The sequence below is a fragment of the Rhodococcus sp. P4_B6 genome (genome assembly GCF_056402215.1).
The window spans coordinates 30,847-51,818 of the sequence record NZ_JBFUHV010000024.1 but is presented as its reverse complement, the minus strand read 5'-3'; the positions used below and the strand labels follow the sequence as shown (position 1 = coordinate 51,818).

At 66.8% G+C, this 20,972-nt stretch carries 22 protein-coding genes and 1 tRNA gene; 8 read left to right on the top strand and 15 right to left on the bottom strand.

The window, feature by feature from the left end:
• Positions 1 to 19: 19 nt before the first annotated feature.
• The gene (locus tag AC1DWT_RS14730) at positions 20 to 751 is read right to left on the bottom strand and encodes a FadR/GntR family transcriptional regulator (RefSeq protein ID WP_477921102.1); all 732 of its coding nucleotides are present in this window, start codon (positions 749 to 751) and stop codon (positions 20 to 22) included.
• 167 nt (positions 752 to 918) lie between these two features.
• On the opposite strand from AC1DWT_RS14730, the gene AC1DWT_RS14725 reads away from it, so the two are divergent.
• From AC1DWT_RS14725 to AC1DWT_RS14715, 3 genes are all read left to right on the top strand, one after another.
• The gene (locus AC1DWT_RS14725) at positions 919 to 2,313 is read left to right on the top strand and encodes a GntP family permease (protein WP_072947666.1); all 1,395 of its coding nucleotides are present in this window, start codon (positions 919 to 921) and stop codon (positions 2,311 to 2,313) included.
• A 33-nt stretch (positions 2,314 to 2,346) separates the two neighbouring features.
• Complete coding sequence (locus AC1DWT_RS14720; RefSeq protein ID WP_072947669.1) at positions 2,347 to 2,898, top strand: gluconokinase; 552 nt, start codon at positions 2,347 to 2,349, stop codon at positions 2,896 to 2,898.
• Between the two features lie 160 nt (positions 2,899 to 3,058).
• Positions 3,059 to 4,030: an alpha/beta hydrolase gene (locus AC1DWT_RS14715; RefSeq protein WP_206013308.1), complete on the top strand. Its 972-nt coding sequence runs from the start codon at positions 3,059 to 3,061 to the stop codon at positions 4,028 to 4,030.
• 47 nt (positions 4,031 to 4,077) lie between these two features.
• On the opposite strand, the gene AC1DWT_RS14710 is transcribed toward AC1DWT_RS14715, so the two are convergent.
• On the bottom strand, positions 4,078 to 5,574 hold the full coding sequence (locus AC1DWT_RS14710) for an MFS transporter (RefSeq protein ID WP_206013306.1): 1,497 nt from the start codon (positions 5,572 to 5,574) through the stop codon (positions 4,078 to 4,080).
• A gap of 64 nt (positions 5,575 to 5,638) precedes the next feature.
• Between AC1DWT_RS14710 and AC1DWT_RS14705 the strand changes: the two genes are divergently transcribed.
• Positions 5,639 to 6,019, top strand: a complete 381-nt coding sequence (locus AC1DWT_RS14705; protein WP_206013304.1) for a MarR family winged helix-turn-helix transcriptional regulator — start codon at positions 5,639 to 5,641, stop codon at positions 6,017 to 6,019.
• Positions 6,020 to 6,023: 4 nt separating this feature from the next.
• Here AC1DWT_RS14705 and AC1DWT_RS14700 read toward each other — a convergent pair whose 3' ends face one another.
• The 13 genes from AC1DWT_RS14700 to AC1DWT_RS14640 form a co-directional block, all read right to left on the bottom strand.
• Positions 6,024 to 6,827: a transglutaminase-like domain-containing protein gene (locus AC1DWT_RS14700; RefSeq protein WP_095862386.1), complete on the bottom strand. Its 804-nt coding sequence runs from the start codon at positions 6,825 to 6,827 to the stop codon at positions 6,024 to 6,026.
• 50 nt (positions 6,828 to 6,877) lie between these two features.
• Positions 6,878 to 7,717 carry an alpha/beta hydrolase gene (locus AC1DWT_RS14695; RefSeq protein ID WP_072947680.1) on the bottom strand — a complete coding sequence of 280 codons (840 nt, stop codon included), beginning with the start codon at positions 7,715 to 7,717 and terminating at the stop codon, positions 6,878 to 6,880.
• A 70-nt stretch (positions 7,718 to 7,787) separates the two neighbouring features.
• Complete coding sequence (locus tag AC1DWT_RS14690; protein ID WP_072947683.1) at positions 7,788 to 9,386, bottom strand: phytoene desaturase family protein; 1,599 nt, start codon at positions 9,384 to 9,386, stop codon at positions 7,788 to 7,790.
• 40 nt (positions 9,387 to 9,426) lie between these two features.
• Positions 9,427 to 10,650 (bottom strand): cytochrome P450, encoded by a 1,224-nt coding sequence (locus AC1DWT_RS14685; protein ID WP_206013302.1) that lies wholly within the window; start codon positions 10,648 to 10,650, stop codon positions 9,427 to 9,429.
• A 104-nt stretch (positions 10,651 to 10,754) separates the two neighbouring features.
• Positions 10,755 to 10,831, bottom strand: a tRNA-Met gene (locus AC1DWT_RS14680).
• A 61-nt stretch (positions 10,832 to 10,892) separates the two neighbouring features.
• Entirely contained in the window at positions 10,893 to 11,531 is a 639-nt protein-coding gene (locus tag AC1DWT_RS14675; protein ID WP_072947689.1) for an LON peptidase substrate-binding domain-containing protein, read from the bottom strand.
• Positions 11,531 to 12,004 carry a DUF309 domain-containing protein gene (locus AC1DWT_RS14670; RefSeq protein ID WP_477921096.1) on the bottom strand — a complete coding sequence of 158 codons (474 nt, stop codon included), beginning with the start codon at positions 12,002 to 12,004 and terminating at the stop codon, positions 11,531 to 11,533. Before AC1DWT_RS14670 ends, AC1DWT_RS14675 begins: the two co-directional genes overlap by 1 nt.
• Positions 12,005 to 12,020: 16 nt before the next feature.
• Entirely contained in the window at positions 12,021 to 12,788 is a 768-nt protein-coding gene (locus AC1DWT_RS14665) for an ESX secretion-associated protein EspG (RefSeq protein ID WP_206013301.1), read from the bottom strand.
• A complete protein-coding gene (locus tag AC1DWT_RS14660) occupies positions 12,785 to 14,125 on the bottom strand; it encodes a hypothetical protein (RefSeq protein ID WP_206013299.1) in 1,341 nt (446 codons plus the stop codon). Before AC1DWT_RS14660 ends, AC1DWT_RS14665 begins: the two co-directional genes overlap by 4 nt.
• Positions 14,126 to 14,128: 3 nt before the next feature.
• Positions 14,129 to 14,713, bottom strand: coding sequence for a DUF3558 domain-containing protein (locus tag AC1DWT_RS14655; RefSeq protein WP_477921093.1), 585 nt, complete (start codon positions 14,711 to 14,713; stop codon positions 14,129 to 14,131).
• Positions 14,710 to 15,051 (bottom strand): hypothetical protein, encoded by a 342-nt coding sequence (locus tag AC1DWT_RS14650; RefSeq protein WP_338051154.1) that lies wholly within the window; start codon positions 15,049 to 15,051, stop codon positions 14,710 to 14,712. Before AC1DWT_RS14650 ends, AC1DWT_RS14655 begins: the two co-directional genes overlap by 4 nt.
• Before the next feature lie 97 nt (positions 15,052 to 15,148).
• Positions 15,149 to 16,492 (bottom strand): HNH endonuclease signature motif containing protein, encoded by a 1,344-nt coding sequence (locus AC1DWT_RS14645; protein WP_477921091.1) that lies wholly within the window; start codon positions 16,490 to 16,492, stop codon positions 15,149 to 15,151.
• A gap of 91 nt (positions 16,493 to 16,583) precedes the next feature.
• Positions 16,584 to 17,183, bottom strand: a complete 600-nt coding sequence (locus AC1DWT_RS14640; RefSeq protein ID WP_206013292.1) for a TetR/AcrR family transcriptional regulator — start codon at positions 17,181 to 17,183, stop codon at positions 16,584 to 16,586.
• Between the two features lie 140 nt (positions 17,184 to 17,323).
• Here AC1DWT_RS14640 and AC1DWT_RS14635 point away from each other — a divergent pair, with 140 nt between their 5' ends.
• From AC1DWT_RS14635 to AC1DWT_RS14620, 4 genes are all read left to right on the top strand, one after another.
• Complete coding sequence (locus AC1DWT_RS14635; RefSeq protein ID WP_206013290.1) at positions 17,324 to 18,469, top strand: acyl-CoA dehydrogenase family protein; 1,146 nt, start codon at positions 17,324 to 17,326, stop codon at positions 18,467 to 18,469.
• Between the two features lie 41 nt (positions 18,470 to 18,510).
• Positions 18,511 to 19,272, top strand: a complete 762-nt coding sequence (locus AC1DWT_RS14630) for an SDR family NAD(P)-dependent oxidoreductase (RefSeq protein ID WP_477921088.1) — start codon at positions 18,511 to 18,513, stop codon at positions 19,270 to 19,272.
• A 44-nt stretch (positions 19,273 to 19,316) separates the two neighbouring features.
• A complete protein-coding gene (locus AC1DWT_RS14625) occupies positions 19,317 to 20,012 on the top strand; it encodes a TetR/AcrR family transcriptional regulator (protein WP_005569496.1) in 696 nt (231 codons plus the stop codon).
• A 123-nt stretch (positions 20,013 to 20,135) separates the two neighbouring features.
• Positions 20,136 to 20,945, top strand: coding sequence for an SDR family oxidoreductase (locus AC1DWT_RS14620; RefSeq protein WP_095862392.1), 810 nt, complete (start codon positions 20,136 to 20,138; stop codon positions 20,943 to 20,945).
• Positions 20,946 to 20,972: the final 27 nt, after the last annotated feature.

Genomic DNA, 20,972 nt, shown 5'->3' with positions numbered 1-20,972 from the left:
GAAGACGCCCGCGAGGATCTCACTCGCGGGTGTCTTCGTCGTCCTTCATCTGCTCGACGGCCGTCGCGGATTCGCTCACGATCGCGCGCATGGCCGCCTCCGCCGCATCCGCGTCGCCCATCTGGATGGACGACGCCACCACGCCGTGCAGGCGGATCGCCTCGGTCTCCGCGACGTGCGGCATCAGCGAGTGCCGGGTGCGGCCCTCGAGCACCTCCACGACGATCTGCGACATCGCACGCAGCAGGGGATTGCCCGACGCGGTCAGCAGTGTGCGGTGAAAGTCGGAATCGTGGGCCAGGTACGCATCCGTGTCCGCCGCGCGGGACGTCGACGACATTCCGATGACGGCCGCCGTCAGCGCCCCGCACTGCTCCGGCGTCGCCCGGGTCGCCGCGAGACGCGCGGCGAGCGGTTCGATACCCGACCGCAGTTCGCTCAGGCTCGACAGCTGGTCGAACCGCTGCGGTCCGGCGAGTTTCCAGCGGATCACGCTCGGGTCCAGTGAATTCCAGTGCTCCTCGCTCAGCACGGTGATCCCGACGCGACGGCGGACCGCCAGAAGTCCGAGGGATTCGAGAACCCGAACCACCTCGCGGACGACGGTGCGGGAGACGGAGTACTGGGTGACCACGTCGTCGGYGGAAATGCGGGTGCCGGGTGCCAGGGCTCCGGCCACGATGTCGCCGCCGAGCCGATCGAGCACCGTTTCGTGCAATTGCCGGTACTCGGCGCCCTCTGCGTTGGTCATCCGCCGATGGTCCCACGGTTGCCCCCATTGAACACACGTTGGCGCGCTCTTCAGACTCTAAGTAGTACTTATTCGGATTTCACCTTGAAATCATATGGTTTATAAGGCAGAGTGACCTGAGTCACGAACAACGGCCATTCCAATACCGATCTCCCTGGAGCAACAGAATGAGTACCGCGTCACTACTCGCAGCGGCCGACAGCGCCGGCACCGACGCGCAGCTGATCACGGCCGCCGTCGTCGGCGTCGCCGCCATCATCGCGCTGATCACCTGGCTCAAACTCCACCCGTTCCTCGCACTGTCGATCGGCGCCGTCGGTGTCGGCATCGGCGCAGGTCTCGGCGCCACGGACTCGGTGAAATCGTTCGTCGAGGGCTTCGGCGCCACGATGGGGAGTGTCGGAATCCTGATCGGCTTCGGTGCCATGTTCGGCAAGCTGCTCGCCGATTCGGGTGGCGCCGACCGCGTCGTCGACACCCTCGTCGGGCGCGCCGGACCGCGGACGCTGCCCTGGATGATGGCACTGGTCGGCGCGGTGATCGGCCTGCCGATGTTCTTCGAGATCGGCCTCGTGCTGCTGATGCCGGTCATCATTCTCGTCGCGCGCCGTTCGGGGCTGTCGCTGATGCGCATCGCGATTCCCACCCTGGCAGGCCTGTCGGCGATGCACGGTCTCGTTCCGCCCCACCCCGGGCCGCTGGTCGCGGTGGCGGCGCTCAACGCGAACCTCGGACTCACCCTCGCGCTCGGCGTTGTCGTCGCGATTCCCACCGTCATCGTCGCCGGACCGCTGTTCAGCAAGCTGGCGGCCCGCTGGGTGGACGTCCCCGTCCCCGAGCTCTACGTGACCGTCGAAGACCGGGAAGGTGCCGAGGCCGCGGCCGAGCGTCGCCGCCCCAGCTTCGCGGCCACCCTCTCCGCCATCCTGCTCCCGGTCGTCCTGATGCTGGGCAAGGCCATTGCCGACGTCGTCGCCGCCGGCTCGGAGTCGCCCGCGAAGGCACTGCTCGACTTCCTCGGAACGCCGGTCGTGGCCCTCGGGCTCGCGGTGCTCGCCGGAATGCTGCTCCTCGGCCGGGGCGGTGGCATGGATCGCAACGCCATCGCGGCGTCGCTGGAGAGCTCGCTGCCGCCGATCGCCGGAATCCTCCTCATCGTCGGTGCGGGTGGCGGATTCAAGCAGGTCCTGATCGACACCGGCATCGCCGACGTGATCGCCGAAGCGATCAAGGGCAGCGCCCTCCCCGTCCTGTTCCTCGCCTGGCTCGTGGCCGTGCTGATCCGTGTCGCCACCGGATCGGCCACCGTCGCGACCGTCACCGCGTCCGGCATCCTCGCGCCCGTCGCTGCCGAGCTGACGTCCACGCACGTCTCGCTGATGGTGCTGGCGATCGGCTCCGGCTCGCTGTTCCTGTCGCACGTCAACGACGCGGGATTCTGGCTGGTGAAGGAATACCTCGGCGTCACGGTGGTACAGAACCTGAAGACGTGGACGGTGATGGAGTGCATCATCTCCGTCACCGGTCTGGCCGGTGTCCTCGCGCTGAGCGTGTTCATCTAAAGGGGGTCGAGAATGTCGAGTGAGGTTGGTGAGATGCACGTGAGTACGCGCGAACCGGTAGGACGCACGCCGCAGACCGCGGATCCCGTCCTGGTGCTGATGGGCGTGTCCGGGTCCGGGAAGTCGACGGTCGCGGGAATCATCGCCGGCGCGATGGGCTGGGACCTGCAGGAGGGCGACGCGCTGCATCCTCCGGCGAATGTCGCGAAGATGGCGTCGGGGCAGCCGCTGACCGACGAGGACCGCTGGCCGTGGCTCGATCTCGTCGCCGGGTGGATCCGGGACCACACCGACAACGGTCTTCCCGGGGTCATCACCTGCTCCGCGCTCAAGCGCAGCTACCGCGACGTCCTGCGCGGAGACAACGTCGTGTTCGTGCATCTCGCCGGGTCGCGGGCGCAGATCGGCGAACGGCTGACCGCCCGGCTCGACCACTTCATGCCCCCGTCGTTGCTGGACACGCAGATTTCGACGCTCGAGCCGATCGAGCCCGACGAGGACGCCATCGTGGTGGACGTGGGCGGATCGCCGACGCAGGTGGCGACCGAGATCATCGCTCGACTGGAGCAGCGGCTCGGCCGGTGAACTTCCGGTAATCGGACGGAAATTCAGTCGAAGTCGCTCGGTAACGGGCGGCTTCGACTTACCGTGGCGTGTGGTCTCGGGGGATATGGGTGTGTTTCTCCCCGGATCGCCCTAGGGTGTCCAGTTAGCTGGACAAGCGTCCGATACAACGGAGGGCAGTATGCGAACGCGTGAATCGATCGTGTGGCACTGGGATGTCAGTCGGCGGGCGCGCATGACGTTCTGGTTCGCCAGGGCTTTCGTCAAACCGCTGTTCACGATATGGCCGACGACGGACCGCGGCATCGAACTACTCGCGGCTCTCGACGAACTCATCGACCGGCTACCCAAGCCGAAGGGGCTCGACATCGAGGCGATCTCGCTCGGCGGGGTGCCGTGCGAGAAGATCACCCACCCGCGACCCACCGTCACCTCGATGGACGGCGCCACCATCCTCTACTTCCACGGCGGCGGATTCGTGTTCTGCGGGCTCGCCACCCACCGGGCGCTGTGCGGTCTGCTCGCCGCGCGTTCGGGTGCGCCCGTCGTCTCGGTCGAGTACCGGCAGCTTCCCAAGGGGGCGATCGGGGCGTCGCTGGTGGACGCCATGACCGCATACACCGAGATGCTGAAGGTCTGCGACGACCCCAGCAGGGTGATCGTCGCGGGGGACTCGGCGGGCGGGTACCTCGCGATGAAGGTCGCCGAAGTCGCCGCGTTGCGGGGCATCACCCGGCCGGCGGCCGTCATCGGATACTCGCCGCTGCTCAACCTCGACCTCGAGGATCACGACCCCGATTTCATGAAGCGCGACGCGTACCTGCCGATGTCGCAGGTGGCCAAGCTGAAGGACCGCTGGCTGGCCGGGCCCGACCAGATTCCCGGTGCCCAGTCGCCCGTGAACGCGGATCCCGCACTGTTCCCACCGGTCTTCCTCACCGCCGCCGAGTACGAGATCATGCGGCCCGACGTCGAAATCATCACCGACCGGTTCGATCGAGAGGGACGGCAGATCGAGACCCACATCTGGAGTGGACAGATCCACGCGTTCCCGGTGATCGGCAAGGTGCTGCGGGAAAGCCGCACGATCATCGGGCTCACCGTCGACTTCGCGTCCCGCGCACTCACGGAGCCGAAGCGGCACTCGGCCTGAACGGCAGAACGGGTGGGCCTGTGCCCACCCGTTCCGCCGTCCGCGGACTATGCGGGGTTGAGCACCCTGCGCAGCAGCGGTGACACCGTGATCAGCAGTCCCAGCAGGGCGACACCCGTGACGAGCACGAGGCCGGAGTGGAACTGGTGGAACCCGGCGCCGCTGATGCCGGTGGCGGTGTGCGAGCCTGCGGTGACGAGCGCGGTGGTCAGCGCCAGCACGAGCGCGGCACCGACCTGTGCGGACGTCTGCACGAGCCCCGACGCCAACCCCTGCTCGGAGTCGTCGACACCCGACGTGGCCTGGGCCATGATCGACGTGAAGCCCAGCGCGAAACCGACACCCAGCAGCACCACGCTCGGCAGGATCGCGATCGTGTAGTCGGGCTGATCGCTCCCGGCGAAGAGGAACCACAGGTAGCCGAGGCTCAGCGACGTGAGTGCCGCGATGATCATGCGGGCGGTGCCGAACGCGTCGATCAGACGGCCCACGAACGGCGACCCGAAGGCCACGATGATGCCCGCGGGGAGAAGACCCAGCGCCATCTCCAGCGGCGACCATCCGAGCACCGACTGCAGGAAGATCGTCATCATGAACTGGAAGCTCAGGTAGGAGCCGAACAGCGCGACGATGCTGAGGTTCGCCCGCACGATCGAACCGACCCGCAGAATGCTCAGCCGCACGAGCGGGTGCGCGACCCGGTTCTCCACGACGAAGAACGACGCCAACAGGGCAGCGGCCAGTGCGAACGAGCCCAGCGTGAGCGGATCGGCCCAGCCGCGAGCCGGCGCCGACACGACGGTGTAGACGGCGAGCAGCATGCCCGACACCAGCGTGGCGGCTCCGACGATGTCGTGTCCGCCGGTGTCGGCGGCTCGGTCGCGGGGGATCAGGGCGGCGCCTGCGACCAGGGCGAGCACCGCGAACGGCACCGGCATCAGGAACGTCCAGCGCCACCCGGCGCTGGTCAGCAGCCCGCCCAGGATCAGTCCGGACGAATAGCCGCTGGCTCCGAAGACGGAGAAGATCGACAGCGCCCGGTTACGGGCGGGACCCTCCTTGAACGTGGTGGTGAGGATCGACATCGCGGTCGGCGCGGTGAACGCGGCGGCGAGTCCCTTCACGAAGCGGCTCGTGATGAGCAGCGTGCCGTTGTCGACGAGTCCGCCGACCAGGGACGCGATCGCGAACACGGTCAGCGCGATCAGGAAGACGCGGCGGCGTCCGAGGAGATCGGCGGTGCGTCCGCCCAGCAGCAGCAGACCACCGAATCCGAGGACGTATCCGTTGATGATCCATTGCAGCGAGGTGGTCGACAGCCCGAGTTCGGTTCCGATGGAGGGCAGTGCAACACCCACCATCGAGACGTCGAGACCGTCGAGGAACATCACGAGGCACAGCACGGCCAGGACGCCCCAGAGGCGGGGAGTCCAGGCCTGGTCGGTCGACGGGGCGGTGGTGGCGCCCGGCGAGGTGGCGAGGTCCGGGGTGGCGTCGCTGATAGTCACAGGGAGAATGTAGATGCACGTGCAATCAATGCGCAAGCACTAATTTCGTTTGCATTTAATTCGCTTGCACGTTTTTCGTGCGCGCGCTAGGGTGCGGACCATGAGCTCAGAAGCGGACCTGCGCGGCACGTGGCGGCTGCTCGCGAGCCGATACAACTCGATCGCCTGCGAGTTGGATCGTGAGATGCAACACGCGCACGGCCTGAGCATGAGCGATTTCGAGACACTCGACCGACTGATGGACACCGCCTGCGACCGGCCACGGATGCAGGACCTGGCGGCCGAGATGTACCTCAGCCCCAGTGCGCTGTCCCGGAGCGTTGCCCGGCTGGAGAAGGCGGGCCTGGTCGCCAGAGCGCTGTGCGAGGCGGACCGGCGCGGCGTCTTCGTCGACGTCACCGACGCCGGCCGCGAGGTACACGCCGACGCCAAGAAGATTCAGCTGGGTGTACTCACCGAAAGGCTTTCGGAAGCAACCTGATTCGTCACGTCAACGAGGTGGGTGTCGCATAGTCGTCGGACGGGAACTCGCCGTCGACGACGGCGGTCACCACCGTGTTCTCGAGTGTGATCGCCCCGCCGTGATTGTCCAGGAACGCGGTGTCCGCGGCGTCGCGCCCCGTCGCGATCCGCAGCAGTGCCGAACGCGGGGCCAGCCGGGTGGCGTCGACCACCCGCCACTCGGAATCGACGAACGCCTCGACGACGGCGTGGAAGTCCATCGGATCGCAGCCCGGCGCATACACCGCCGCCAGCCGCGCCGGGATGGTGACGGCCCGCAAGAGCGCGACCGTGAGGTGGGCGAAGTCACGGCACACCCCGGCCCCGGACAGCATCGTGTCGACGGCACTGTCGGTGGATCTGCTCGACCCCGCCTGGTACAGCAGCCGCGACCCCACCCACGTGGTGATGTCCTGCAGCAGTTCCGGGTGCGGCTTCGACAGGTTGAACTCCCCGCCGGTGAAACCGAAGAACTTGTCCGCCTCGGCATATCGGCTCGGGCGCAGATACTTCGACAGGTCGTAGTCGGTGACGGGAGGCGAATCGGCCTTGCCCAGAACCGAAGCCGAGTACTCGACGTGCAGCGAGCCGCGTGGACTGTCCAGCAGGTGGACGCGAGTTCCGTGCTCCGCCACCATCTCTCGTGCCTCGACCGGGTTACCGTCGAGGGTGAACGTCAGCGACTCCGACAAATCCGAACCGGGGGTCCGGGCCACCGCGATCTTGAATTCGAGACTGGTGGGGTCGGTGACCTCGATGTCGAGAGTGGCGGTGACGTGACGTTTCATCAGCCCATCCTGGCATCCCGCGTCCGGGGGTGCAGAACCCCCCGGCGGAGTCAGGCCCGAACGCGTGGCCGCAACCACTCGACGAGATCGTCGAGTACCTCCTCGTTCTCCGGTTCGTTGAACACCTCGTGGAACAGGTTTTCGTAGATCTCCACCGTGAGATCCTCCGAACCGGCGTACTCCGCGATGAGTTCCGTGCCGTGCACGCTCGCGAGCCCGTCGTCCCGCCCGTGCTGGAGCAGCAGGGGAACCTTCAACGACGGCAGGCGCTCCGGCAAATGCTCGGCAGCCAGAATCATTCCGCGCGCAATCCCCGCAGGCACCTTCCCGTGGTGGACGAGGGGATCCTCCTCGTAGGCCGCCACGACCGCCGGATCGCGGGACACCAGCTTCGCGTCGAGTGATTCGACGGGCACGCCGGGGAGGAAGCGGCCCACCAGCTTGCCGATCTCGACCACCACGCGCGGTGTCCCGCTCGTCACGTCGACCGCGGGTCCGGACAGCATGAGTGCCTTCAGGTCCTGCTGGTGGTCGAGGGCGTACGTCAGTGCGATGGAACCGCCCATACTGTGCCCGAGGAGGAACCGGTCGGTGCCCGGCCAGTCCGTCGACGCGATGCCGAACAGCTGGTGCAGGTCGTCGGTGAATTCGCGCCAGTCCTTCAGATGGACCCGTTTGCCGCCCGACCGCCCGTGTCCGCGGTGGTCGGGCGCGTAGATCGCCAGATCGAGTTCGCCGAGTCGCTCGATCACGTGGTCGTAGCGCCGGGCGTGTTCGCCGAAGCCGTGGCACAGCACCAGCACGCCGCGCGGGCGCCGCTCGGGAAGCCACACGTCGTAGACGATGGGAATTCCGCCGACGCCGGCGAAGGACGATTCTCGATGCTGCATGATGCCCCTTCGTGGTCCGAATTCGACGACTCAGATCATTGCACGGTGAGGTACCCCGACAAGCGGAAAATTAGGGGATCGGTCCCTTCGACAACAGGTCGATCACGGCTCGGGAGGTGCGTCGCCGCAGCCATCCACGCGGCCCGTCCTCGCCGAGCGCGGCGCGGGCGGCGTTCAAGCCCGACACCCCGTGCACACCGCCGCCCGGGTGCGCCGAGGCGCTGCCCAGGTACAGGCGCTGAACCGGGGTTTCCGAGCGGGAGATGCCCGGCCCGGGCCGGAAGACCAGTTGCTGATGGAGTTGCGCCGTCCCCCCGTTGACGGCGCCGCCCACGAGATTCGCGTCGGCCGCCTCGAGATCCGACGGGCGCTGGACGACGCGCCCGACGACCCGATCCGCGAAACCGGGTGCGTGTGCCTCGAGGACGTCGTCGACCCGCGCCGCCAGCAGGTCGGCAGACGCGTTGTCGATGATGTCGCGCGGTAGATGCGTGTACGCCCAGGCGCTTTCGGTGCCCTCCGGTGACCTGCTGGGATCGGCGGTCGTCATCTGCCCGAACAGCAGGAACGGGCGGGCCGGGACGGTGCCGGTGGTCAGGTCGGCCATCCACCGGACGAGGCCGTTGTCGTCGGCGCCGAGGTGGACGGTCCCCGCACCGCTCAGGCTGGGCGAACGCCACGGAATCTTCTGTGACAAGGCGTAATTGACCTTCAGCACCGGCGTGTCCCACTCGAAATGGTCGAGATCGGCACGCACCCGGGCGGGGACGGCATGGTCCGGCAGCAGCGACCCGTACAGCGCGGGCGCCGAGACGTCGGCGATCACCGCCCGGCGTGCCGTGTAGCGGGCACCCGACGCCGTCCGCACGCCGACGGCGCGACCGGACCGAACCTCGATCCCAGTCACCGCGTCGCCGTAGTGGAAATGCGCGCCCGCGTGCTCGGCCCGGCGTACCATCGCGGCCGACAACTCGCCCGCGCCGCCCACCGGGACGGGGTACCCACCGTCCTGGGCGAGCATCGTCAGGATGTACCCCATGACGCCGCTGCCCGGTGCGTCCGGAGGGGTGTCGGCGTGCATCGCGTTGCCCAGCAACAGCAGTCGTGCCGCCTCGTCGCGGAACAGTTCGTGCGCCATCCGCCGCGCAGGAAGGAGGAGGAATCGCGCCACCCTCAGCGACTCGGCGGTGCCCAGCCGGCGCAGCAGGGCGCTCGGGCCCCGCACGGGAGGGAACGGGCTGAACAGGATGCTCAGCAGCGGTTCCTTGATGTGGTGCCACTGCTCGACCAGCGCCGTCCACGCGACGCCGTCGCCGGGTTGCCTGCGTTCGAGGTCGGCGGCCGTGTCGGCCGGGTCGGGATGAATCACCGGCGCGTCCTCGTCTGCAGCGGAGCGGGCGTGCCCGACCGCGCGGGGCGCGTGACTCCAGCGCAACCCGTGCGACTCGAGGTCCAGCCCGCGCAGCGCGGGGGACACGGTCGACAGGGGATAGAACGCGCTGAACAGGTCCGACGTGAAGCCTGGGACGAGTTCGGCCGACCTCACCGCGCCGCCGGGCGTCGGCTGCGCCTCCACGACCGCGACGTCCCAGCCTGCATCGGCGAGAGTCGCGGCCGCGACGAGCCCGTTGGGACCGGATCCGATGACCACTGCGTCGACGTTGCTCACCCGACCAGGCTGTCAGAAAAGTCAGCGCTCCGCTCGATGCTCAGAGGGACGACGGCGTGAACGTCACCGGCAGATGCTTCAGTCCGTTGATGAAGTTGGAGCGCAGCCGCTGGGCAGGCGCCGTCTGCTCCATGTCGGGCATCCGACGCAGAATCTCACTCAGCATCACCTTCATCTCGGCGCGAGCGAGGTTGGCGCCGAGACAGAAATGGTGACCGCCGCCGCCGAACGCGATGTGCTGCGAGTAGTGGCCGGTGGGACGGTCGATGTCGAACGTGTACGGATCGTCGAACACCGCCTCGTCACGGTTCCCCGACATGTGCCAGATGACCACCCGCTCGCCCTCGGAGATCTCGACGTCGTGCAGCACAGTGTCCCTGGTCGCGGTCCGGCGGAACTGCATGACCGGTGTGGCCCACCGCAACCCCTCCTCGATCAGGGCGTCGAGCTTCGACGGATCCTCGAGCACCTTCCGGCGCTCCTCGGGATGCTCCATCAGCGCCAGCTGGGTGTGCGAGATGGCGTTGCGGGTGGTCTCGTTTCCCGCGACCGCGAGCAGCATGAAGAACATGTTGAAATCGAGTTCGCCGAGCTTCTCGCCGTGGACGTCGGCCTGGATGAGAGCTGTCGCAATGTCGTCGCGCGGGTGCCGCTTGCGGTCCTCGAACATCTCGAGGCTGTAGGCGAACATCTGTCCGGCCGCCGCGCGTTCCTGACCTTCCGCGAGGTGGAATTCGGGATCGGACGAGCCGATCATCTGATTCGTCAGGTCGAAGATGAGCTTGCGGTCCTCCTGGGGCACGCCGAGGAAGTCGGCGATCGCCTGCAGCGGCAGTTCGGACGCGACGTCGACGACGAAGTCGCACTCGCCACGCTCGATCACCGCGTCGACGATGCTCGTGGCGCGCTGCGCGAGAATGTCGTGCAGCTGGCCGATGCGGCGGGGCGTGAAGCCCTTGCTGACAATCTTCCGCAGCGCCGTGTGGTCCGGTGGGTCCATGTTCAGCATCATCAACTGCTGGCCCGCCAGGTCGTCGGGGGCAAGGTCGTCGATGTAGGTGGCGCCCCGCCACGACGAATACGTCTCGGCGTCCCGGTTCACGGTCACGATGTCCGCATGCCGGGTGACGCACCAGAAGGGGTCGCCGCGCTCGTCGAGGTGCCGGTAGACCGGAGCCTCGCGCCGCAACGTGGCGAACATCTCGTGGGGCACGCCCTGCACGAAGGTGTCCGGGTTGTAGAGATCGACGTCGGCGAGCTTCACGGTCCCTCCTGAGGCCTCACGTACGAGAATACGTTCTAGTCCTGGAGGATGTGGGGACAACGAAAACGGCCCCGGAGAATTGAATCTCCGGAGCCGTTTCCACTTGGTAGCGGGGACAGGATTTGAACCTGCGACCTCTGGGTTATGAGCCCAGCGAGCTACCGAGCTGCTCCACCCCGCGTTGCATTGACAACACTACACCCTTCCCGGAGTGCTCTTGACCAACCCCGGGGAGGGCTAGGTCACATCAACCGGAACTGGACCATTTCGATGGCGTTCTCGATCGCCTCGGAAACCTCCCGCAAGCGCTCGTCCGCGCCGGCCGCAGCGAGAATCTGCAGGCGGTCGGCGTCGCCCATCGGAATGTACGTGGCGATCTCGTACAGCCTCGTGCCGAGGGACCCGCGGAACCCGCCGATGACCGGAACGTCGGGCGGGACGTTCCCGGTCTCCGTCGCGAGACGTCGGAGGAGGCCGTACAGGAATTCGAGTCTCTCGATCAGCGACGGGAATTCGTAATCCGCCGTCTGGGTGCCGGAGTTCTCGTCCGGCCACACATCCACCTCGGCGATCGGATACGGGTTGTCCGGCAACCACTTCGACACCTTGATGCGTTCCTCGGTGCGGCAGAACAACTCGTACCGGCCGTCGCCGATCGACGCGTGGGATTCGATCCGCGCGATCGTGCCCACGTCGTGGCGCACGTCGCCGCCACCCACCTCGTTGCCGCGAGCAATGAGCACGACCCCGAATCGCGGACCGTCCGGTGCGTCCAGGCAGTCGCGGACCAGTTCCTGATAGCGGGGTTCGAAGACGTGGAGGGGGAGCTGCTGACCGGGCAACATCGTCGAGCCCAGCGGGAACATGGGGAGCAGAGTCATCAGGGGATTCTCAATCGGGGTACGGGCGTCGCCGGCAACGGGTCGACGCGATCGATCTCGTCCGTCAGGTGTTCCGACCACGTCAGGAGGCCGGCGATGTCGAGGCCGTGTGGCGCCTCCACCTCGTAATGCCGGATCCGGTCGTGGCCCTGGCGCAGCAGCGACCGCGCACCGGTCTTGTTGCCCCGCRTCAGGTGGGTGAGACCCACAGCGAGCTGCGCGAGCCCCTGCCACAGTTCCCGCTCGTCCTCGGGTGCGATCTTCCACGTGCCTTCGAGGATTTCGTGGGCGTGGAACGGCATGCCGTGGTCGAGTAGCCGCTGAGCCTCGGTGATCGCCTCGTCGGGCGGTAACCGCAGGTCGTCGGGGATGCGCGGCACACCCTCGGCGTCGTGAGGCAGGGGCCGGCCAAGCTCGTCGCGGGGGCGTGCGTTGAGCGGCTTCCCCGTCCCGTCCCTGTCCCGATCGGTCATGGGACAAGGGTAACGCTCAGCCGCGGGTCGGCGAAGGGTTGGCAAGGGCCGCAGACACGCGTTTCGACAACTCGTCGCGAACCACCCGGACCGTCGCCGACCGCAGGTGAACACGGTCGTCCTGGTGATAGAGGTACCGGCCGTCCTGTTCCACGTCGATCCAGGTCAGTTCACCCAGAACGGGCTCGTCGAGTCCGCTGCGCGCACCACGGATGCAGATGTAACCGATCCCGGTTCGCGGTCGGCCGACGATCCGTCGGAGCAGAGTGCCGTCGGAGGCCCGGGCGTTCTGCAGGACGGACGTCGTGGCGCTTCGGCTCTGGAGGTCGTCGGGGTGCGCGGTCAGCGACGGGGTTCGTCCGGGAGCGCAGTCGGGCAGGTCGTCCAGGAGTCGGGCGGTGAACTCGTCGACGCTCTCCACGCCCGCGTCGCTCTCCACGCCCGCGTCGATCCGGATGTCGCCGCGTCCCGGTTCGTCGCGGAGCTGTTCGGCGACGACGGCGACCCGGCCACGGATGCTGCCCCTCCGCCGGATCCCGGAGTCGAGTTCGGGGGAGGGGGCGAGCACCGTGACGGACACCTGCGGGTTCCGGAGCACCTGGATCGCGGCGACCAGTTTCGGTTCGTCGAGCGCGAACCGCCACTGCTCGAGTTCGCGTTGCTGGATCGCGTACTGGTCTTCCGTCGCCGCGGCGGACCGGTACTTCAGCGGGTACGGCATCCGGTCGAGATCGGTTGCCTCCCAAAGGCACATGAATTGAGCTGACGTCAGCCGCCAGTTCATGCGCCGATCACCGGCGGTGCGACGGGGTCGAGTTTACCGATCAGGTCGTTGCCGTTGTCGACGGTGATGAGGTAGCTCGGCGTCTGATGCTCCGTGTCGCCCTCGCCGTTTCCGCCTGCCCGGCCGGGCGCACCCATCATGCCGGGTGCCATACCCATCCCGGGGCGACTCATGCTCGGTTTCACCGGCGTCGCCGCCGCGGCAGCGGCCGCCGCCCCTGCACCCGCCGCCGCACCACCCGACGGGATCGGGCCACCCGGAACCACACCACCCGAGTTGGACTCGGACTCGCGTTTGTCGTTCTTCCGGCGCGTGCTCGACGCCGAACCCCCGACACCCGATCCGCCGGCGCCGGATGCACCGGACCCCGAACCACCGGCGATCCCGCCATAGCCCGTGCCGCCCGTGCCGTTGCCCGACTGCGAACCTGCACCAGCAGCGTTCTGCGCATTCGCAGCCGCAGTCTGTGCGGCCGAACCGGATCCGGCACCGGCACCGGCGCCCTGATTGGCGGCAGCCTCGGCATTCGCTGCAGACGTGGTCGCGGCATCATCCTCCGCGGAACCCTCGGCCCCAGGGGTCTCACCATTCACAGACGCATCGCCATCGCTCGGCGCGGAGAAGGTACTGCTGTCGGATGTGTTCCAAGAACTGGGGCCGCCCGAGGTAGGCGCAGTGAGATTCGGATCGGTCGAACCGGGCCCGCCGCTGAGTGAATGCGGTGCCGGGAGGACCGGAACGTTGGTACCCACGTCCCGGTAGTTCGGGACATAGATGTTCTGCAGCTTCCGAATGGCCTCTTCCCTCGCCGCATCCCGCGCTGCTTCCTGAGCTTCGGCGGCAGTGGGCGTCAGAGGGAGAAGGCTGAGGGGTTGTTCCGACGTCGGCGCGGGGATGCTGTTCTTCACATCCTGCGCAGCGCTACTGAGAATGTCGAGCTTCACGCCAATCGCCTGCACTCCCGAGGTCAACTGGTCACTCACGCCCGCAAGGGTTTCTGTTGCCGCGAGCGCCGCGTCGGCGGCGGCGCCCTCCCACTTTTCGGCAATCGTGTTCTTCAGAAGTGCGAACCCGAAGCCAATGGGCAGCGAGCCGACGATCGCGTGGCAAGCCTGAGCAAGATCCCCGATGACACTCGGATCCAAATCCTGCGTCTTCGCATAGATCTCCGAATGCTGCCAGCCTTCGAAGCTCTCCATCGTCGTGATGTACGGCGGATCGATGTCCTCTGACCCGAGTTGCTGCGCGGACCTCTGCAACCGTGTGCGGTGCTGATCGCCGGCGCCATTCGGCAGTACTGCATCGAAAAGGGGAGCGAGCGGGTCCTTCGGTGCCATCGGTCAGTCCCCCTTCGGGATGAACGGCTCAAAGGTGCGGGCTGTCTCTTCCAGTCCCGCACACCATTCGGCCTCCGGTGCATCAACCCCGTGACCCTGGAAAACGCTCCGGTCAAGAATAAGCACCCCATAAGGGGTTTCGATCGACAGTRCGCACGCGTTTGGTTTGTTGGTTTCCCATTTGAGAAGCGCAGGCCGTCCGTTGATTTCGGTCGGGGTTGAGTATCCCTTGGTTTTCTCCCTCTCCTCGGCGAATGCGATATTTCCCGACAGAATATTCAAGCCGTAGAGGCGCTGCTGTGTGTCGTAACTGCATCCAAGGAAGGTATAAGAATCGGGTGTGAAGTCAGCGTTTGTTTCGCTCGTAGGGTCGTATCCAGCCGCGACGAGAGTGTCATCAGGCAGATCGAGGCAGGGATCGAACGAGACTGGTGGGCGATCAGATTGATCGACGTGGCGCGGTGTACGTGCAGAAGTCGGGGTGGATGCACTGTCGGGACTCGATTGGCCATCCGCAGTCTGCGACCCGCACCCCGCTAGGAACGCGACGGCCAATACCGCCCCCGTACGCACGATGACACGGCTCATCGACTGACTTCCCCCTCCATTGCGCCTAGAGCTCGACTAATCGCGCTATCGGCATCTGCGAATTCTTCGCCACCCGTTATGAACGTGTCGCGCATTACTTCGATAACTTTCCGAAACTGGTCAAGTCGCTCAACTACTGAGCCGGACCCGTTGCCACCATTCAGTTTCTCCTCATAGCGAGATTGCAGCTGAATCGCAGAGTCGAAACTGCCGAAGCCAGTGACGTTGCTTAGTGCTCTGGACTTCTTGAGAGCGTCATCAAGCTGGTCGATCATCGTGTTGCAGATGCCCACGCATCGTTGGATGGCGTCATCTTCCAGACGCAGTGTTTTGCTCATTCCCATCCCCCCAGTGCTCGACAGGACCCCCTCGGCCGCGTGCGGAGATGCTACCGCACGGGTGTGTCATTCGGTCTGGTGCGCAGCGCTGCAATGTTCAGGCTGCGTTGAGGAATTCGATGAGGATGCGTTCGACGGGTGAGTCGGTCTGAAGCTCGTGGAATGGCAATGGTTTCGGTAGTGGTGGTGCTGTCGATCGGTACCGGTGTCCGGTGGGGGTGTAGACCTCGATGTGGTGCAGTCCTCCGGGCCGCTGATGAGGGGTGGCGTTCCATCCTGCGCCTTGTTTGGCGTAGTTGCAGGCTGCGCACAGACCGGCGCCGTTGTGCGCGGTCGTCGGGCCCTCGCTTTCGCGGGGTCGGATGTGGTCGTGGTGCCGGATCGGGGCATCGCACCAGGGTGTCCGGCAGGTTCGATCGCGTAGATCGATGAGCCTCGCCAACCCGGCGGGGAAGCAGCGGGCCCGGGATTCGGTCGCGGTCAGCGCTCCCGACTGTGGGTTGGCGTACAGACGGCGCAGGTTCACCCGCGTCGCATCTCCGGTGTCTGGATCGATCGCTGCCTGGACTGCCTCGGAAATCCAGTGCCCCGCCAGTTCGGCGGGGACAGGCCCGTATCCCTGCACGTGGGCTGGTTCGGATCCGTTGTCGAGGAGGGCGCGATCGGAGATCACCAAGTTCACGGTGATCGGCGGTGTCGTCGCCGTGTGGTGTGTGCCGGTGACTCTGGACACGAGGAGGTCGGCCATGATCTGCGACCGCGTGCGTTCGTCGCCCGCGGCGAGGATCGAGTCGGCGTCACGTGCGAGGGTGGCGTGCACCGCGACCCCCTGCGCGACGGGTAGCAGGGCGCTGACGTAGGCCATGGTGTCCGGTGCGGGACGGGAGGTGACCCGCCGATCCGACACGGCCTTGCGCGCCCGCCGCACCACGGCCTCGGCGTCGACTTCCGCGGCTGCCGCGCGAACTTTCGCGCACACCGCCTGGTCGCCGAGCCCGTCCAACGTTGCCGGGTCGCCGCACAGCAGGTAGTCGATCGCTGTGCGATCTTCTCGGGTCAGGCATGCCGTTTCGCGGACGAGGATTGTCGCTCGCCACTCGCTGAGCAGCCCTCGCTCGAGCAGCGCCAAGGTGCAGGGCATCTCGTGGACGAGAGCGGTCGCCATGCCGAGATGGCGACCGCCGCGAAATGGTGAGTCCCGTCGTGCCAGCGCAACCTGGTTTGCGATGCCGCGCCCGCGCTGCGGCAGCGGCACATTGYGGTCCGCTCGTTCGGCTCGGATGGAGGCGTCGAGGTCTGCGGTCACCCGGGCCTGTACGCCGGCGCATGCGGCCTTCACCTCTTCCAGTGCCCGGAGTACATCGATGCGCGTCGCATCGTCGATATCCCGATCGAGTTTCGGCACCTCGGCCAGAAACGCGATTACCGCCCCTGTATCCACCCCGACCCCCCGCGACTGCCGAATCCCCCGAATCGAACGTATGTTCTATCTTAACCCGACCACGGGACCCCGGCAATACCCAACGCAATACCTACGCTGCCCCGACCAGTCGCATGGCGAGGCCGGCGTAGAGGTCCGCGACGGTCTCCGGCTCGGTGTAGGCGCCTGCGGGAAACCAGCGGCAGATGTCGACGCACAGTGACATGAGGGCGAGGGTGACGCCTTCGCCGTCGGGGACGGTGAATTCGCCGGATGCTGCTCCGGCGTCGACGACGGAGCGGACGATGTGGGTGATGTCGCGGCGCAGTTTGACCACGTCGCGGTAGTGCTCCGGCGTGAGGGCGTTGAGTTCGTACTGGACGACGCGGGCCTGTGCGTGGTGGGTGGCCTGCCAGCTCGCGAACGCGCCGATCAGCGCTTGCAGTCTCGTCGAGGGTGCCTCGTCTGGGAGGTCTGCACTCACGACGACGTCGAGCGCGGCGGTGTGGCCTTCGTAACTGATCGCGAAGAGCAGTTCTTCCTTGGAGCGGTAGTGCGGGTACATCGCGGCCGGGCTCATGTCGAGGCGGGCGGCGATCTCGCGAGTGGTGGTGCCTCCGTATCCGCTGGTAGCGAACGCGTCGACGGCTGCAGCTCGGATGCGGGCGGCAGCCTTGGACGGGCTGATCACCTGACTGGGTGATTCGCTCATGTCTTTCTCCATCCTCGGCTGCGCGGCTGTTGACAATACCGCGTCACCCCATCAGTATAAGCAAGCGCTTAGAAAATAAGCAGACGCTTACATGCTCGAAGCGTGAACCAGTCAAAGCTCGACATCCAGAAGGAGCGGTCATGCGACGCACCCTGTACGGCCCCGATCACGAGGCATTCCGCGAATCGGTCCGGGAGTTCGTGAACCGCAACCTGCTGCCGGTGGCAGACAAGCTCATCGCGCAGCGCTTCATCGACCGCGAGATCTGGCTCGAGGCGGGCCGCAACGGTTTCCTCGGCCTCGAGGTCCCGGAGGCGTACGGCGGAAGCGAGGCCGGCGACTACCGGTTCAACGCAGTCCTCGGGGAGGAACTCGCACGCGCAAGCGCCGCAGTGTCGTCGAGCTTCGGCATTCACGCCGATGTCGTCGCGCCGTATCTCGTGCAGCTCACGACCGAGGAGCAGAAGCAGCGCTGGCTGCCCAAGTTCTGCACCGGTGAACTGCTCACCGCGATCGGCATGACCGAGCCTTCCGGCGGTTCCGACCTCGCCTCGCTCAAGACCACCGCGGTCAAGGACGGCGACGACTGGATCATCAACGGTTCCAAGACGTTCATCACCAACGGCTACAACGCCGACCTGGTGATCGTCGCCGCGCGCACCAGCCCCGAGAAGAAGTCCAAGGGCATCACGCTGTTCGCCGTCGAGACGGGCATGGAGGGCTTCGAGCGCGGACGCAAGCTCGACAAGGTCGGCCAGCACGAGTCCGACACCGCCGAACTGTTCTTCGAGAACGTGCGCGTGCCGTCGACGAACATCATCGGTGAGATCGACCGCGGTTTCATCCACATGATGGAGATGCTGCCGCAGGAGCGTGTCGGCGCCGCCGTCTCGAACATCGCGCACGCCGCGCCGATTCTCGAGGAGACGATCCAGTACGCCAAGGACCGCAAGGCATTCGGGCAGCCCATCGGGTCGCTGCAGTGGAACAAGTTCCTTCTCGCCGACCTCGTCACCCGTGTCGAGGTCACCCAGGCGTACGTCGACAACTGCGTCGCCGCACATGCCGACGGCGAGCTGACGGCAGTGGACGCCGCGAAGGCCAAGTGGTGGACTGCTCAGGTGCAGAACGAGGTCCTCGACCACTGCGTACAGCTGCACGGTGGCTACGGGTTCATGATCGAATACCGTGCCGCGCGTGCGTGGATGGATGCCCGTGTCACCAAGATCTGGGCCGGTTCCAACGAGATTATGAAGGAACTGATCGGCCGCGACCTCGGCCTCTGAGTCCGCACCCCCACAGCCCGACGACAAAGGAGTCGCTTCGTATGTCCGTTCTCGACAAGTTCAGCTTGACCGATCGGGTGGTCGTCGTGACCGGTGCGTCGTCGGGCCTCGGGGTGGCGTTCGCGCRGGCGGCGGCGGAGGCGGGCGCCGACGTGGTGCTGGCTGCGCGCCGTACCGACCGTCTGGAGAAGACCGCGGAACTGGTTCGGGCCGCGGGACGTCAGGCGTTGTGCGTCGCGACGGACATCGTCGACCCGGCGCAGGCGCAGAACATGATCGACGAGGCGATGGAGAAGTTCGGCCGCGTCGACGTTCTCGTCAACAACGCGGGCGTCGGTACTGCCGTCCCCGCGACGAGGGAGACGCCGGAACAGTTCCGGCAGGTCGTCGACATCAATCTGAACGGCTCCTACTGGGCGGCGCAGGCGGCGGGCAGGGTCATGAAGCCGGGCAGCGCGATCGTGAACATCGCGAGCGTGCTGGGCCTCACGACCGCGGGACTTCCGCAGGCCGCGTATGCCGCGAGCAAGGCCGGGGTCATCGGTCTGACCCGCGATCTGGCGCAGCAGTGGGGTGCCCGCAAGGGCATCCGCGTGAATGCGATCGCTCCCGGATTCTTCGAGACGGAGATGACGGACCAGTACCAGGACGGGTACCTCGAATCGATGAAATCGCGTCTGGTTCTCGGTCGCCTCGGTGACCCGGAGGAGCTGGCCGCGACCGTGGTCTGGCTCGCGTCGGACGCCGCGGCGTACGTCACCGGTCAGACGATCGCGGTGGACGGCGGCATCACCATCACCTGAGCGCCGGGTTGGGCGGGGCTGCGGTGCTGGCGTATAAGTAGGAAATGACCACGCGCACCGTCCATGAAGAGTGGGACGACCAGCCCGCCCCGTCGATGGCGGCCACCGATCTGCTGCGGGAGCCTCCGGCGACCCCTCGCGGTGCACGCACGCGCGCGGCGCTGGTGGCGGCCGCGCGGACGGTGTTCGAGCGGTCCGGGTACCTCGACGCCAGGCTCACCGACATCACGAAGGAAGCGAACTGCTCGACGGGGTCGTTCTACACCTACTTCGACAACAAGGAGCAGGTCTTCGCCGCCGTCCTCGAGGTGGCGCAGGAAGACATGATGCACCCGGGCATGAAGCGGGTGCAGGACACCGACGACCCCTACGCGGTGCTGGAGGCGAGCAACCGCGCCTACCTGGAGGCCTACCGGCGCAACGCCAAGCTGATGGGGCTGCTCGAGCAGGTGGCGCACATCGACCCGGCGTTCGCGGACCTGCGGCGTCAGCGGGCCGACGCGTTCATCGCGCGCAACGCGCGGGGGATCGCCGAGCTGCAGGCGCGGGGCATCGCAGACAAGGAACTGGACCCGATGCTGGCGTCGCGTGCGTTGTCGGGGATGGTCAGCAGGCTGGCGTACAACGTGTTCGTGGCCAGCGTGAACGGGACCGACGGCACTCCTGTCGACTTCGACGACGTCGTGTTCACGACGACGCGGATCTGGGCGAACGGACTGAGGTTCCCCGAGCGGAGCTGAGCTCTCGCTGGCGGCGTGAGCGTATGGGACACTTCGGTCCACAAAACTGAATCCGACACCGGGTTCAGGTGATTTCTGTGGAAGACTGGGGCCACGTCCGTGTCCCCTCGAGGGAGGAATCTCGTGCAGGTTGCGCAGAAGGTCGCCGTCGTCACCGGTGGCGGAGGTGGAATCGGCAGTGCACTCGCGGAGCGGCTCGCCGCCGAGGGTGCCAAGGTCGTCGTCACCGACCTCGACGGCACCGGGCTGGAAACGATCGTCCGGAGAATCGACGCCGAGCATCCCGGCGCTGCGCTGGCAGTGCAGGCCGACGCGTCCGACGACGCTCAGATCGCGTCGGTCATCGACGCCGCGGAGCAGGCCTTCGGGCCCGTCGACCTTTACTTCGCCAACGCGGGTGTCGCGGCAGGCGACCAACTCGAACCCGACGACGCCGTGTGGGACCTCGCCCTCGATGTGAACGTCCGAGCGCACATCCGGGCGGCCCGCCGCCTCGTTCCCGGCTGGATCGAGCGCGGGGAGGGGTACTTCGTCAGCACGGCGTCGGCCGCCGGGCTGCTCACTCAGATCGGGTCCGCCCCGTATTCGGTGACCAAGCACGCCGCCGTCGGATTCGCCGAATGGCTGTCGGTCACCTACGGCGACAAAGGCGTCCGCGTCAGCTGCCTGTGCCCGATGGGCGTCAACACCAAACTGCTCACCGACGACGCCGCCCTGTCGGCCACCGCCGCACGCGCCGTCACCACCGCGGGTTCGGTGCTCGAACCGGCCGAGGTGGCCGAATGCGTGCTCGCCGCAATGGAAGCCGAACAATTCCTGATCCTTCCGCACCCCGAGGTGCTGGAGATGTACCGGCACAAGGGCGCCGACTACGACCGATGGATCCGGGGCATGCGCCGCTACCAGGCGACGCTCCTGGCCCAGCCGTCCTGACCTGACCGAGAAGCGAACTGCGCAAAT

What these genes read in the sequence shown, in the direction of transcription:
- AC1DWT_RS14725 (WP_072947666.1), top strand. Translation starts at nt 919, where the DNA reads ATGAGTACCGCGTCACTACTCGCAGCGGCCGACAGCGCCGGCACCGAC.
- AC1DWT_RS14720 (WP_072947669.1), top strand. Translation starts at nt 2,347, where the DNA reads ATGCACGTGAGTACGCGCGAACCGGTAGGACGCACGCCGCAGACCGCG.
- AC1DWT_RS14715 (WP_206013308.1), top strand. Translation starts at nt 3,059, where the DNA reads ATGCGAACGCGTGAATCGATCGTGTGGCACTGGGATGTCAGTCGGCGG.
- AC1DWT_RS14705 (WP_206013304.1), top strand. Translation starts at nt 5,639, where the DNA reads ATGAGCTCAGAAGCGGACCTGCGCGGCACGTGGCGGCTGCTCGCGAGC.
- AC1DWT_RS14700 (WP_095862386.1), bottom strand. Translation starts at nt 6,827, where the DNA reads ATGAAACGTCACGTCACCGCCACTCTCGACATCGAGGTCACCGACCCC.
- AC1DWT_RS14695 (WP_072947680.1), bottom strand. Translation starts at nt 7,717, where the DNA reads ATGCAGCATCGAGAATCGTCCTTCGCCGGCGTCGGCGGAATTCCCATC.
- AC1DWT_RS14675 (WP_072947689.1), bottom strand. Translation starts at nt 11,531, where the DNA reads ATGACTCTGCTCCCCATGTTCCCGCTGGGCTCGACGATGTTGCCCGGT.
- AC1DWT_RS14665 (WP_206013301.1), bottom strand. Translation starts at nt 12,788, where the DNA reads ATGAACTGGCGGCTGACGTCAGCTCAATTCATGTGCCTTTGGGAGGCA.
- AC1DWT_RS14660 (WP_206013299.1), bottom strand. Translation starts at nt 14,125, where the DNA reads ATGGCACCGAAGGACCCGCTCGCTCCCCTTTTCGATGCAGTACTGCCG.
- AC1DWT_RS14650 (WP_338051154.1), bottom strand. Translation starts at nt 15,051, where the DNA reads ATGAGCAAAACACTGCGTCTGGAAGATGACGCCATCCAACGATGCGTG.
- AC1DWT_RS14640 (WP_206013292.1), bottom strand. Translation starts at nt 17,183, where the DNA reads ATGAGCGAATCACCCAGTCAGGTGATCAGCCCGTCCAAGGCTGCCGCC.
- AC1DWT_RS14635 (WP_206013290.1), top strand. Translation starts at nt 17,324, where the DNA reads ATGCGACGCACCCTGTACGGCCCCGATCACGAGGCATTCCGCGAATCG.
- AC1DWT_RS14625 (WP_005569496.1), top strand. Translation starts at nt 19,317, where the DNA reads ATGACCACGCGCACCGTCCATGAAGAGTGGGACGACCAGCCCGCCCCG.